This is a genomic window from Variovorax sp. RCC_210 (assembly GCF_041355175.1).
Classification (GTDB): Bacteria; Pseudomonadota; Gammaproteobacteria; order Burkholderiales; family Burkholderiaceae_C; genus Variovorax.
Genome location: NZ_JBFUPJ010000010.1, coordinates 125367 through 138578, shown reverse-complemented (window position 1 = coordinate 138578; position 13212 = coordinate 125367). Strand labels below are relative to the sequence as shown.

General features: G+C 66.3%; 9 protein-coding genes. 5 read left to right on the top strand and 4 right to left on the bottom strand.

All coding sequences use genetic code 11. The annotated features are described in order from the left end of the window. Window positions 1-65 precede the first annotated feature (65 nt). Both AB6807_RS25430 and AB6807_RS25425 read right to left on the bottom strand, forming a co-directional pair. Window positions 66-698: a response regulator transcription factor gene (locus AB6807_RS25430; RefSeq protein WP_012747279.1), complete on the bottom strand. Its 633-nt coding sequence runs from the start codon at window positions 696-698 to the stop codon at window positions 66-68. Continuing rightward, window positions 695-3235: a PAS domain S-box protein gene (locus tag AB6807_RS25425; RefSeq protein ID WP_371086716.1), complete on the bottom strand. Its 2541-nt coding sequence runs from the start codon at window positions 3233-3235 to the stop codon at window positions 695-697. The genes AB6807_RS25430 and AB6807_RS25425 overlap by 4 nt, the downstream gene beginning before the upstream one ends. A 217-nt stretch (window positions 3236-3452) precedes the next feature. On the opposite strand from AB6807_RS25425, the gene aceE reads away from it, so the two are divergent. Genes aceE through lpdA form a run of 4 tightly spaced genes read left to right on the top strand, consistent with a single transcriptional unit; the run spans window position 3453 to window position 10324 of the window. Further along, window positions 3453-6182: a pyruvate dehydrogenase (acetyl-transferring), homodimeric type gene (gene aceE / locus AB6807_RS25420; protein WP_371086715.1), complete on the top strand. Its 2730-nt coding sequence runs from the start codon at window positions 3453-3455 to the stop codon at window positions 6180-6182. A 49-nt stretch (window positions 6183-6231) separates the two neighbouring features. Further along, a complete protein-coding gene (gene aceF / locus AB6807_RS25415) occupies window positions 6232-7902 on the top strand; it encodes a dihydrolipoyllysine-residue acetyltransferase (RefSeq protein WP_371086714.1) in 1671 nt (556 codons plus the stop codon). After that, entirely contained in the window at window positions 7899-8492 is a 594-nt protein-coding gene (locus AB6807_RS25410; RefSeq protein ID WP_116907270.1) for an MFS transporter, read from the top strand. The genes aceF and AB6807_RS25410 overlap by 4 nt, the downstream gene beginning before the upstream one ends. Next, window positions 8489-10324 carry a dihydrolipoyl dehydrogenase gene (gene lpdA / locus AB6807_RS25405; RefSeq protein ID WP_371086713.1) on the top strand — a complete coding sequence of 612 codons (1836 nt, stop codon included), beginning with the start codon at window positions 8489-8491 and terminating at the stop codon, window positions 10322-10324. Before AB6807_RS25410 ends, lpdA begins: the two co-directional genes overlap by 4 nt. 117 nt (window positions 10325-10441) lie before the next feature. Here lpdA and AB6807_RS25400 read toward each other — a convergent pair whose 3' ends face one another. Then, window positions 10442-11020, bottom strand: a complete 579-nt coding sequence (locus AB6807_RS25400; RefSeq protein ID WP_116907272.1) for a C40 family peptidase — start codon at window positions 11018-11020, stop codon at window positions 10442-10444. A 286-nt stretch (window positions 11021-11306) separates the two neighbouring features. Here AB6807_RS25400 and AB6807_RS25395 point away from each other — a divergent pair, with 286 nt between their 5' ends. Further along, window positions 11307-12392, top strand: a complete 1086-nt coding sequence (locus tag AB6807_RS25395; protein WP_371086838.1) for a PQQ-dependent sugar dehydrogenase — start codon at window positions 11307-11309, stop codon at window positions 12390-12392. A gap of 24 nt (window positions 12393-12416) precedes the next feature. Here the strand turns inward: AB6807_RS25395 and AB6807_RS25390 are convergent, their stop codons facing one another. Beyond that, on the bottom strand, window positions 12417-13211 hold the full coding sequence (locus tag AB6807_RS25390; RefSeq protein ID WP_371086712.1) for an alpha/beta fold hydrolase: 795 nt from the start codon (window positions 13209-13211) through the stop codon (window positions 12417-12419). Window position 13212 lies beyond the last annotated feature (1 nt).

Here is a 13212-nt window from a genome sequence, read left to right as displayed (position 1 = left end):
TTCCAAGTAAAAACGCCCGCTTGCGCAGGCGTGGTGGACATCCATTGCTATCGCGTGGATAGCTTCTAGGCCTTGGCTGCGGGTGCCGCCTGCCCCAGTGCGATCTTCAGCAGATCGGCCACGGTGTTGGCGTTGAGCTTTTCCATGATGTTGGCGCGGTGCGCCTCGACCGTCTTGATGCTGATGCCGAGGTCGTCGGCAATCTGCTTGTTCAGCCGGCCGGCGACGATGCGTTCGAGCACCTGCGCCTCGCGGCCCGTGAGCTTGGACAGCAGCGCGTCGCGGCTGGCCGACTGCTGGTGCTGCGTGAAGGCGCCGCGCGCGTGTTCGAGCATGCGCTCGACCAGCGTGACGAGTTCTTCGTCGTTGAAAGGCTTCTGGATGAAATCCATCGCGCCCTTCTTCATGCTGTCGACCGCCATGGGCACATCGCCGTGGCCGGTGATGACCACGATGGGCAGCGGGGAGCGCCGCTCGATCAGACGATCCTGCAATTCGAGGCCGGTCATGCCGGCCATGCGGATGTCGACGATGAGACACGCGACTTCGCGCGGGTCGTATCGGGAGAGAAAGGATTCGGCGGAATCGAAACAGCGGACTCTGTAGTCCTTGCCTTCGAGCAGCCATTGCAGCGAATCGCGTACGGCTTCGTCGTCATCGACGACATAGACCGTGCCCTTCTTCGGAATCAAACTCATGCAGGTACCTTTGTCTCGTCGCTAGCTACGGAACTGATAGCGTCCAACACCGGAATCCAGAAGGAAAAACGGCATCCGATCACATCCGGACCATTGTAGATGTTCTCCGCCTGCATCCGGCCGCGGTGCGACTCTACGATGGTGCGGCACAGGTTCAGCCCGATGCCCATGCCCTCGGGCTTGGTGGAGAAGAATGCTTCGTAGAGCCGGTCCATCACTTCGGGGGCCAGGCCCTTGCCGGTGTCCTGCACCGAAAACTCGATGGCGTTGTGCCCCTCGATGACCTTGGGCAGCACCCGCAGCTCGACGCTGCGGCGCGCCAGCGGCCGGTCGGCAATGTCGATGGACTCGGCCGCGTTCTTCAGCAAATTGACCATCACCTGCTCGATCAGGATCGGGTCGACGCGCACCACCGGCAGCCGCGCGGCCACGTAGTGGTTCAGCCGCACGTTGCGCCGGCGCAGCTCGATGCCGGCCAGCTCGACCGCCTCGCTCACCATGGTGGCCACGTCGGCCGGGGTGCGATTGGGCTCGCTGCGCTTCACGAAGGAGCGGATGCGCTGAATGATCTGCCCCGCGCGCTGCGCCTGCTTCGAGGTTTTCTCCAGCGCGGCCAGCAACGCCTCGGTGTCGATCGTCTGGCCCTTGATGCGCGACATCATCCCGTTGCAGTAGTTGGTGATGGCGGTCAGCGGCTGGTTGAGCTCGTGCGCCACGCTGGAGGCCATTTCGCCCATGGTGATGAGGCGGCTGGCCGACTGCGCCTTGTCGGCCTGGGCGGCGGCCTGTTCCTCGGCGTCGCGGCGCGGCGTGATGTCGGTGGCGATCACCAGCTGCGCCAGCCGGCCGTCGACCCACGTCAGGTAGCGGGAGCGCACTTCGAGCCACTTGCCCAGGTGCGGCACGAAGATCTCGTTGTTGGCCGCCTGCGCGGCGGTGAGCGTGTCGATGGGCAGGCCCGCGTACGGGTCGACGTCGTCCAGCCCTTCGTCGTGCGCGTTCGATGCCGGCACGCCGGCCTGCGCCACCATGCCCAGGTGGCCCACCGTGTCCGAGCCGAACCACAGGCGGTACAGCTTGTTGGCGAACAGCAGCTCCTCGCTGCCGATGGGCGCCACCGACACGGCGGCGTCCAGCGCCTCCAGCACGGTGGTGAAGCGCTCGTACGAAGCGGAGAGCTGCTCGCGAATGCGCGTGGGCTCGGTGATGTCGGTCATCGACGTCATCCAGCCGGTCTGGTGGCCGCGCGCGTCGATCAGCGGCGACACGTACAGCCGCGCGTTGAACACGCTGCCGTTCTTGCGCTTCACGCGCACCTGGAAGCCGCCGGGCAGGGCGCGGCCGTGCAGCTCTTCTTCGAGCCGCTCGTTCATCACTTCGCGGTCGGACTCGAGCCAGTAGGGGAAAGGCGGCGACTGGCCGACCAGTTCTTCCTCGCTCCAGCCCGTCATGGCGCAGAACGCGGCGTTCACATAGGTGATGCGGCCTTGCAGGTCGAGCACGCGCATGCCGGTGAGCATGGAGTTTTCCATCGCGCGGCGGAAGTTGGTCTCGGCCACCAGCCGCTGCTGGGCCTGCAGGCGGCGGCGCGTATGGCGCCAGGTGCCGATCAGCATCCAGCTGGTGAGCACGCTCAGTGCGCACACCAGCCAGAACAGGCCGTTGCCGACCACGCCCTGCGAGGTGCGGTAGGCCTGGGCGCGCAGCACCAGCGCATTGCCGACGGGAGACACCGGCACCTCGTATTCGTTGGTGCGCTCGGTCCAGGGCAGCAGGCGGGTGCCGCTGTCCTTCAGGTTGGTGGTGTTGCCGGCGATGACGTGGCCCTTGGCGTCGAGCAGCGATACCGCGTAGCGCGCCTGCACCTCCGAGGGCATGCCGTAGCGCAGCAGTCCATCGACCGAGAACTCGCCCAGCACCACGCCCGCGAACAGGCCCTGGTCGAAGAGCGGAATGTGCAGCTGCAGCATGGCCGCCGGGTCGCCGCCGGCCACGGGCTGCGAATACACCGGCTGGCGCAGTTCACGCGCCAGCGCGTAGTTGCTTTCGATGTCTCCTGGGCGCAGCACGTCGCCGATGAGATGCTGCTGCGCCGGGTGCACGCTGGGCGCCGCGTAGCCGGCCTTGAAGCGCCGGCGGTCGTCGATCCAGGTGATGGTCTGGAGCTCAGGGAACTGGCTGACCAGCGACTCGGCGCGGCTGGTGAACTCGACCGGGTCGATCTCGCGGTTGGAGGCGTCGCGCGCAATGCGCATCAGCTGCTCCTGGCGTTCCAGCAGCCGCAGGCGCATGCGCTGCTGCGCGTACTCGACGTCGCGGCGCACCGACTCCTGCTCGCGCTCGACCTCCTCGGTGCGCAGGTACCAGAAGGCGGAGACGATGGCGGCGAGAAAAAGAAGCACGGCCGCCATCGGCGCGAGCATGGCGACGGCGTCCTGCAGCACCGGCGTTTGCCGGCGCCACCATTTGCGCCACCAGGACAGGGGTGACGCGTTCACGGCACTGCGGGCAACCGCCAGCGGGGAGGAGAAAGGCATGGCCCGAGTTTAGGTGAACGTCCCCTGCAAACGACGGGAAAGCAGCAGCGGCAGCGCCCTTGGCAGGGTTGCCCCTGAGACGCGAAAAGTCATCAAAATATCACATTAAGAAACGAGTGCGCACTATTTGAAATCTCGATGTTTCTATGAGAAACTCCGCCGCGCTGAGCGCTTAGCGCACTAAATTACCGCCACAGCCCTAAAAGGAGAGACAAGCATGTCGGCAAATCCCGAGAACCTGTTCGGCTCGGCCGCGAATGACGCGGACGCCCAGGAGACCCGTGAATGGATGGATGCACTGTCCTCCGTCATCCAGAGCGAGGGCCCCGAGCGGGCTCACTTCCTTCTCGAGCAGCTGCTCGAGCATGCCCGCCAGAACAGCGTCGACATGCCGTTCTCGGCCAACACGGGCTATGTCAACACCATCGAACCCGGTGTTGAAGCCCGCAGCCCCGGCAACCTCGAGATCGAACAGCGCCTGCGCGCCTACATGCGCTGGAACGCCATGGCCATGGTGGTCAAGGCCAACCGCCACCACCCCGCCGAAGGCGGCGACCTGGGCGGCCACATCGGCTCCTTCGCCTCGCTGGCCAGCATGTTCGGCGCCGGCTTCAACCACTTCTGGCGCGCCGAGAGCGAGAACCACGGCGGCGACCTGCTGTACATCCAGGGCCACGTGTCGCCCGGCATCTATGCCCGCGCCTACCTGGAAGGCCGCCTTTCCGAAGAGCAACTGCTGAACTTCCGCCAGGAAGTCGACGGCAAGGGCCTGTCGAGCTACCCGCATCCCAAGCTGATGCCCGAGTTCTGGCAGTTCCCCACGGTCTCGATGGGCCTGGGCCCGCTGATGGCCATCTACCAGGCCCGCTTTCTCAAGTACCTGCATGCCCGCGGCATCGCCAACACCGAGAACCGCAAGGTCTGGGTTTTCTGCGGCGACGGCGAGATGGACGAGGTCGAATCGCTGGGCGCCATCGGCCTGGCGGCGCGCGAGAACCTCGACAACCTGATCTTCGTCATCAACTGCAACCTGCAGCGCCTGGACGGCCCGGTGCGCGGCAACGGCAAGATCATCCAGGAGCTCGAAGGCGAGTTCCGCGGCGCCAACTGGAACGTCATCAAGCTCATCTGGGGCAAGGGCTGGGACGCCCTGCTCGAGAAGGACCATGACGGCGCGCTGCGCAAGATCATGATGGAGTGCAACGACGGCGACTACCAGTCGTTCAAGGCCAACGACGGCGCCTACGTGCGCAAGAACTTCTTCGGCCGCGACCCGCGCACGCTGAAGATGGTCGAGCACCTGAGCGACGACGAGGTCTGGGCGCTGCAGCGCGGCGGCCACGATTCGCAGAAGGTGTACGCCGCCTTCCACGCCGCGCAGAACCACCAGGGCCAGCCCACGGTGCTGCTCGTGAAGACCGTCAAGGGCTTCGGCATGGGCAAGATCGGCGAGGGCAAGAACAACGTCCACCAGACGAAGAAGCTCAGCGACGACGACATCATGACCTTCCGCGACCGCTTCAACATCCCGATTCCGGACAGCCAGATCGCCGAGCTGCCGTTCTACAAGCCGGCCGACGACACCCCGGAAATGAAGTACCTGCACGAGCGCCGCAAGGCCCTCGGCGGCTACCTGCCGCACCGCCGCACCAAGGCCGAGGAGAGCTTCACGGTTCCTTCGCTGGAAACCTTCAAGTCGGTGATGGAGCCCACGGCCGAAGGCCGCGAAATCTCGACCACGCAAGCCTACGTGCGCTTCCTCACGCAGCTGCTGCGCGACAAGGCCCTGGGCCCGCGCGTGGTGCCCATCCTGGTGGACGAGGCCCGCACCTTCGGCATGGAAGGCCTGTTCCGCCAGATCGGCATCTACAACCCGCACGGTCAGCAGTACACCCCGGTCGACAAGGACCAGGTCATGTACTACAAGGAAGACAAGGCCGGCCAGATCCTGCAAGAGGGCATCAACGAGGCCGGCGGCATGTCCAGCTGGATCGCGGCGGCCACCTCGTACAGCACGAACAACCGCATCATGGTGCCGTTCTACGTGTACTACTCGATGTTCGGCTTCCAGCGCATCGGCGACCTGGCCTGGGCCGCCGGCGACATGCAGGCCCGCGGCTTCCTGCTGGGCGGCACCTCGGGGCGCACCACGCTCAACGGCGAAGGCCTGCAGCACGAAGACGGCCACAGCCACATCCTGGCCAACACCATCCCGAACTGCGTGAGCTACGACCCCACCTTCGCGCACGAAGTGGGCGTCATCCTGCACCACGGCCTGAAGCGCATGGTCGAGAAGCAGGACAACGTGTACTACTACCTCACGCTGCTCAACGAGAACTACGCGATGCCCGGCCTTCAGCCCGGCACCGAAGAGCAGATCATCAAGGGCATGTACCTGACCAAGCAGGGCCCGGTGGTGAAGGCGGCCAAGGGCGCCAAGGACGCACCGACCGTGCAGCTGCTGGGCAGCGGCACCATCCTTCGCGAGAGCTTCGCCGCGCAGGAGCTGCTGGAAAAGGACTGGGGCGTGTCGGCTTCCGTGTGGAGCTGCCCGAGCTTCAACGAGCTCACCCGCGACGGCCAGGACGCCGACCGCTGGAACCTGCTGCACCCCGACCAGACCCCGCGCGTGCCCTTCGTGGCCGAGCAGCTCGCACCCTCGAGCGGCCCGGTGGTGGCATCGACCGACTACATGAAGGCCTACGCCGAGCAGATCCGCCCCTTCATCCCCAAGGGCCGCACCTACAAGGTGCTGGGCACCGACGGCTTCGGGCGCAGCGATTTCCGCAACAAGCTGCGCGAGCACTTCGAAATCAACCGCCACTACATCGTGGTGGCCGCGCTGAAGGCGCTGAGCGAAGACGGCACCGTGCCGGTGGCCAAGGTGGTGGAAGCGATCAAGAAGTACGGCATCAATGTCGACAAGGTCAACCCGCTCTACGCTTGAACATCAACAACCAACGAACGAACGGCGCCTTACGGCGGGAGACAACGATATGGCAGCAGTGGAAGTAAAGGTGCCGGACATCGGCGATTTCGATGAAGTCGCGGTGATCGAGGTGCTCGTGAAGGTGGGCGACACGGTCAAGGCCGAACAGTCGCTCATCACGGTCGAATCGGACAAGGCGTCGATGGAGATCCCGTCGTCGACCGCCGGTGTCGTGAAGGAAATCAAAGTCGAGGTCGGCGGCAAGGTGAAGGAGGGCTCGGTGGTCCTCCTGCTCGAGGCCGAGGAGGCCGCCGCGGCTGCAGCTCCCGCAGCCGCGGCACCCGCCCCGGCGGCAAGTGCGCCAGCGCCCGCGGCGGCGCCTGCCCCTGCGGCTGCGGCACCCGCGGCGTCGGGCCCGGTCGAGGTCAAGGTGCCTGACATCGGCGACTTCAAGGACGTCGCGGTCGTCGAGCTGCTGGTGAAGGTGGGCGACACGGTCAAGGCCGAGCAGTCGCTCATCACGGTGGAGTCGGACAAGGCGTCGATGGAAATCCCGTCGTCGGCCGCCGGCGTGCTCAAGGAGCTCAAGGTCAAGGTCGGCGACACCGTCAACATCGGCGACCTGATCGCGGTGCTCGAAGGCTCGGCCGCCAGCGCGGCACCTGCGCCTGCTCCGGCGGCGCAGGCCGCTGCTGCACCGGCCACGGCAACCGCCAGCGCCCCGGCGCCGGCAGCAGCTGCCGCTTCGACGGCACCGGCACCGGCCGCCGCCGCCCCGCACAACCCCACGAGCGCCCCCAGCGGCAGCCTGCCGCACGCCTCGCCCTCGGTGCGCAAGTTCGCCCGCGAACTCGGCGTGCCGCTCGACGAGGTCAAGGGCTCGGGTCCCAAGGGCCGCATCACGCAGGACGACATCCAGAACTTCACCAAGGCCGTGATGAGCGGCCAGGCGAGCACCAAGGCCTCCGCGGCCAAGGCGCCGGCCGGCGGTGGCGACGGCGCGGCGCTGGGCCTCATTCCGTGGCCCAAGGTCGACTTCGCCAAGTTCGGCACGGTCGAGCGCAAGGACCTGTCGCGCATCAAGAAGCTCAGCGGCGCCAACCTGCACCGCAACTGGGTGATGATTCCGCACGTCACCAACAACGACGAAGCCGACATCACCGAGCTCGAGGCCTTCCGTGTCTCCACCAACAAGGAGAACGAGAAGTCGGGCGTGAAGGTCACCATGCTGGCCTTCGTGATCAAGGCGGTGGTCTCGGCGCTGAAGAAATTCCCCGAGTTCAACACCAGCCTGGACGGCGACCAGCTCGTCTACAAGCAGTACTACAACATCGGCTTCGCGGCGGACACGCCCAATGGCCTGGTGGTGCCGGTGCTGAAGGATGCCGACAAGAAGGGCATCCTGCAGATCAGCCAGGAGATGGGCGAGCTCGCCAAGAAGGCGCGCGACGGCAAGCTCGGCTCGGGCGACATGCAGGGCGGCTGCTTCTCGATCAGCTCGCTCGGCGGCATCGGCGGCACGCACTTCACGCCCATCATCAACGCCCCCGAAGTGGCCATCCTCGGCCTCTCCAAGGGCCAGATGAAGCCGGTGTGGGACGGCAAGCAGTTCGTGCCGCGCCTGACGCTGCCGATGTCGCTGTCGTACGACCACCGCGTGATCGACGGCGCCCTGGCTGCGCGCTTCAACGCCTACCTGGGGCAAGTGCTCGCGGACTACCGTCGAATCCTGCTATGACCACGGTAGTGGCCGTCCGCAAGGGCGGCCAGGTCACGATGGCGGCGGATTCTCTGGTGACCTTCGGCGACACGCGGCTTTCGCACCGCGCCGAGGCGAACCAGAAGATCTTCAGCGTCGAGGACGCGGCGGGCCAGAGCCTGTTCGCCGTGGCCGGCGCCGCCGCGCACTTCCTGGTGCTGCAGCATGCGCTGGCCGCGCAACCGCGCGAGCAGCTGCTGTTCGGCAGCAAGCACGAGATCTTTCGCACCTTCACGCTGCTGCACCCGGTGCTGAAAGAGTCGTTCTTCATGCAGACCAAGGAAGACGAGCACGAGCCCTACGAGTCCAGCCAGTTCACGATGCTGATGGCCAACCGCAGCGGCATCTACGGCATCTACAGCTACCGCGAGGTGTTCGAGTTCAAGGAGTTCTGGGCCATCGGCTCGGGACGCAGCTTTGCGCTCGGCGCCATGCACGCGGCCTATGACATCAAGTCGCGCACCGCGCGCGACGTGGCGGAAGCCGGCATTGCCGCCGCCTGCGAATTCGATCGCAATTCGGCCCCCCCGGTCGACGTTCTCACACTCAAACTGAAAGTGTCCAAATGAGCGAACAACAAATCAAGGTGCCCGACATCGGCGACTTCGACGAAGTCGCGGTGATCGAGGTGCTGGTCAATGTCGGAGACACGGTCAAGGCCGAGCAGTCGCTGATCACGGTCGAATCGGACAAGGCCTCGATGGAAATCCCGTCGTCCGCCGGCGGCGTGGTGAAAGCCATTGCCGTGAAGGTGGGCGACAAGGTCAAGCAAGGCTCGGTCGTGCTGACGCTGGACGCCGACGGCGCCGCCGCGGCCGCACCTGCGCCTGCGCCCGCCGCATCGGCGCCTGCCCCAGCCGCGGCCTCGCCCGCACCGAAAGCCGCCGCTCCTGCGCCGGCACCGGTCGCCGCACCCGCGGCCTCCAGCTACGGCGGCAAGGTCGACGTCGAATGCGACGTGGTCGTGCTCGGCGCCGGCCCCGGCGGCTACTCGGCCGCCTTCCGCGCGGCCGACCTGGGCCTGAAGGTCGTGCTGATCGAGCGCTACGCCACCCTGGGCGGCGTGTGCCTGAACGTCGGCTGCATCCCCTCGAAGGCGCTGCTGCACGTGGCGTCCGTCATGGACGAGGTGAAGCACTTCGCCGACCTGGGCGTGAGCTTTGCCGCTCCCACGGTCGACCGCGCCAAGCTGCTCGGCCACAAGAACAAGGTGGTGGGCAAGCTCACCGGCGGCCTCACCGCCATGGCCAAGATGCGCAAGGTGACGGTACTGCGCGGCGTGGGCAACTTCATCGATCCGTACCACCTGGAAGTGGAAGAAACCTCCGGCACCAGCTGGGACACCACCGGCAGCAAGCAGACGGTGAAGTTCCGCAACGCGATCATCGCGGCGGGTTCGCAGTCGGTGAGCCTGCCGTTCATGCCGAAGGACCCGCGCGTGGTCGATTCCACCGGCGCGCTCGAGATGGGCACCGACCCCAAGCGCATGCTCGTCCTGGGCGGCGGCATCATCGGGCTGGAAATGGGCACCGTGTATTCCACGCTGGGCGCACGCCTCGATGTGGTCGAGATGCTCGACGGCCTGATGCAGGGCGCCGACCGCGACCTGGTGAAGGTCTGGCAGAAGATGAATGCGCCGCGCTTCGACAACATCATGTTGAAGACCAAGACGGTGGGCGCCGAAGCCACGAAGGAGGGCATCAAGGTGACCTTCGAGGGCGAGAACGCGCCCAAGGAGCCGCAGGTGTACGACCTGGTGCTGCAGGCCGTGGGCCGCAGCCCCAACGGCAAGAAGATCGGCGCCGAGAAGGCCGGCGTTGCCGTGAGCGACCGCGGCTTCATTCCGGTCGACATCCAGATGCGCACCAACGTGCCGCACATCTTCGCCATCGGCGACATCGTGGGCCAGCCCATGCTGGCGCACAAGGCGGTGCACGAGGCGCACGTGGCCGCCGAAGTGATCGCCGGCGAGCAGAAGGGCGACAAGGAGCTTTCCAGCGCCGCCTTCAACGCCCGCGTGATCCCCAGCGTGGCCTACACCGACCCCGAGGTGGCGTGGGTCGGCCTGACGGAAGACCAGGCGAAGGCCGAAGGCATCAAGGTCAAGAAGGGGCACTTCCCCTGGACGGCCTCGGGCCGCGCCATTGCCAACGGCCGGGACGAAGGTTTCACCAAGCTGCTGTTCGACGCGGAAACGCACCGTATCCTGGGCGGCGGCATCGTGGGCACGCACGCGGGCGACATGATCGGCGAGATTGCCCTGGCCATCGAGATGGGCGCGGACGAGATCGACATCGGCAAGACGATCCACCCACACCCGACGCTGGGCGAAAGCATCGGCATGGCGGCGGAAGTGGCGCACGGCACCTGCACGGACCTGCCGCCGCAGAAGAAGGGCTGAAGGGCCTGGGCGGGCTGGGTGCCCGCTCGAAGGAAAAAGGGCGCCCACCAAGCCCACTGGGCGCCCATAAAAAAATCCCGCCGCGGCGGGATTTTTTTCGTCTGGAGCGCTGGAAGCTCAGTCGCCGGTGCGGGCCATGGCCGCCGCGGCCTTCACTTCGTCGGTCGGGCCGCCGAGCACGCGGCGGGCGCCGTCGAAGCGGCGTTGCCAGTAGCTGCCGTTCATGTCTTCCACACGAACCTGTGCGCCGGAGCGGGGGGAATGGATGAACTTGCCTTCGCCAACATAGATGCCGACATGGCTGAAGGCGCGGCGCATGGTGTTGAAGAACACGAGGTCGCCGGGCTTGAGCTGGCTGGCGTCGATCTTCTCGGTGGCGGCTGCCTGCTCTTCGGCGCGGCGGGGGAGCATGTGGCCGACCGTCTGGTTGTACATGGCGCGGACGAAGCCGCTGCAGTCGAAGCCCGATTCGGCGGTGTTGCCCCCGCGGCGGTACGGGACGCCGAGAAAACCGATGGCGGTCACGACCAGGTCGGACGTGCGCTCGGTGACGGTCTGGCGGACCTGCTTGAGCTGCCCGATCAGGCCCTTGTCGGCCAGCATTCGTGCCAACTCGTCATCGGTTTTATCCTGTTGAGGGGCTGCATGGACAGCGACGGCAAATAGGAGGGACGCGGGTAGGACGAAAAAACGCATGGCGCGTAGGATATTGATGACGCGCGGTTATGTCAATTTAAAAAGAATTAGCGAAAACTAATGTAAGTCATTGATTTACATTGAGTTTTTCGAATCGGCCGAAGAAAAAATGTAACGGCGAACGTTTATTGACCATAAGTGGTTGACCTGCAGTGGGCCTTCGGAGCGCGGGTGGATTGATGGCCTGGATGGATCTGGCGGCTATCTTTCGTCAAGATCGCCTCAACTCTCGACAAAAGCCATGAACTTTCAATACAAGCCGTTTCTCAGCCTCTTAGGCGCCGTTATGGCGCTCGCGGGAACCGGTTTCGCGGGCTCCGCCATGGCGCAAGCAACGCCCGAAGTCGTCGCGTCGGGCCTCGAAAACCCCTGGGGCGTCACCTTCTTGCCGGGCGGCCGCTTCGTGGTCACGGAAAAGCCGGGGCGCCTTAGGCTCGTCGAGGCGAATGGCAAGGTCGGAGCGCCGATCACCGGGCTGCCGCGCATCGCGGCCAGCGGCCAGGGCGGCCTGCTCGACGTGCTGGCCGACTCGGGCTTCGATAAGAACCGCACGCTGTACTTCTGCTTCTCCGAACCGGCCGCCAGCGGCGGGGCCAACAGCACCGCGCTGGCGCGCGCCAACCTGTCGGCCGACGGCAGCAGGCTCGAGGCGCTGAAAGTCATCTTCAGCCAGCAGCCGAAGGTTGCGAGCAGCGCGCATTTCGGCTGCCGCATCGTCGAGGCGCGCGACGGCACGCTGTTTCTCACGCTGGGCGATCGCTTCAGCCGCAAGGAAGACGCGCAGAAGCTCGACAACCACCTGGGCAAGGTCGTGCGCATCGCCAAGGACGGCTCGGTGCCCAAGGACAACCCCTTCGTCGGCAAGGCGGGCGCGCTGCCCGAAATCTGGAGCTACGGCCACCGCAACGGGCAGGGCGCCACGCTTGCGCCCGACGGCCGCTTCTGGATGACCGAGCACGGTCCGCAGGGCGGCGACGAAATCAACATTCCGCAGGCCGGCCGCAATTACGGCTGGCCCGTGATCACCTACGGCGAGAACTACGGCGGCGGCAAGATCGGCGACGGCATCACCGCCAAGGACGGCATGGAGCAGCCGCTGCACTACTGGGTGCCGTCGATCGCGCCGTCGGGCATGGCGTTCCTGACCAGCGACCGCTACGGCGCGGGCTGGAAGGGGAACCTGTTCGTGGGCTCTCTCAAGTTCGGCTACCTCGACCGCATCGAGCTGAACAACGGCAAGGTGGTCGCCGAGCACAAGCTGCTGGAAGAAGGGCGCGCGCGCATCCGCGATGTGAAGCAGGGGCCGGACGGCCTGCTGTACGTGCTGACCGATGAAGGCGACGGCAAGCTGTTGCGCCTGAAGCCGAACTGAGCCGCCCCGCGCTGTCCCGCGACGCTAGCCGGGGCAGCCCGGCAACGGCAGCGTGGGCAGCATGCGCTGCCACAGGCGCCGCCATTCGGGCCAGTCGTGACCGCCTTCGGTCGTGAAGACGCGCGCCGGCGGCAAGGCCCCGGCCAGCAGCCGGTGGCTGAAGACGAAGCGGTCGTCCAGGCCGTAGCCGAGGTAGAGCGGTGGCCGCGCGCCGCCGGTCTGCGTGAAGCCCACGTAGCCGCGCAGCCATTGCCACAGCTGCGTTTCGTTCGGTGTGCGCGGCGTGCCGGCGGACGCATCGCCCAGCGGCCCGTTCCACTTCGCCAGCCCGCCCGCGTTGGCGATGTCGGTGCCCAGCGTGCGCTCGCCCAGGTACGGCGCGATCGTCACGAGCCCGGCCAGTTCGCCGGGGTGCGTCTGCGCATAGAGCAGGCTGCCGAAGCCGCCGAGCGAAATGCCGACCAGCCAGATGTGCGCGTAGCCCTGGCGGCGCGCGGGCGCGATCACGTCCGCGGCCAGGCGCTCGAGGATCTTCTTGTCTTTGTAGTAGCCGATGTGCGCGTCGACCAGCATCACGTCGGCGGCCAGCCGGTTGTCGCGCACCGCGCGCACGAAGCCTTCGCGCTCGAATTCGTCCGGGGTCGAGTACAGGCCCGGGAGCATCACGAGCAGGGTGTCGGCGTTGCGCACGCAGGTGGTCTTGTCGAGCGAAGTCGCCAGCGGCACCGTCGTCTTGCGCATGCCGCCGCACGCCGAGAAGAACAGCGCGGCGCCCAGGCCCAGCGCCACCAGGCCCCATCGCTTCGGGAAGAACTTCATG

Excerpts from the sequence above, each read along its gene's own strand:
- AB6807_RS25395 (WP_371086838.1), top strand. The coding sequence starts at position 11,307 with ATGGCGCTCGCGGGAACCGGTTTCGCGGGCTCCGCCATGGCGCAAGCA.
- AB6807_RS25410 (WP_116907270.1), top strand. The coding sequence starts at position 7,899 with ATGACCACGGTAGTGGCCGTCCGCAAGGGCGGCCAGGTCACGATGGCG.
- aceF (WP_371086714.1), top strand. The coding sequence starts at position 6,232 with ATGGCAGCAGTGGAAGTAAAGGTGCCGGACATCGGCGATTTCGATGAA.
- AB6807_RS25390 (WP_371086712.1), bottom strand. The coding sequence starts at position 13,211 with ATGAAGTTCTTCCCGAAGCGATGGGGCCTGGTGGCGCTGGGCCTGGGC.
- aceE (WP_371086715.1), top strand. The coding sequence starts at position 3,453 with ATGTCGGCAAATCCCGAGAACCTGTTCGGCTCGGCCGCGAATGACGCG.
- lpdA (WP_371086713.1), top strand. The coding sequence starts at position 8,489 with ATGAGCGAACAACAAATCAAGGTGCCCGACATCGGCGACTTCGACGAA.
- AB6807_RS25430 (WP_012747279.1), bottom strand. The coding sequence starts at position 698 with ATGAGTTTGATTCCGAAGAAGGGCACGGTCTATGTCGTCGATGACGAC.
- AB6807_RS25400 (WP_116907272.1), bottom strand. The coding sequence starts at position 11,020 with ATGCGTTTTTTCGTCCTACCCGCGTCCCTCCTATTTGCCGTCGCTGTC.
- AB6807_RS25425 (WP_371086716.1), bottom strand. The coding sequence starts at position 3,235 with ATGCCTTTCTCCTCCCCGCTGGCGGTTGCCCGCAGTGCCGTGAACGCG.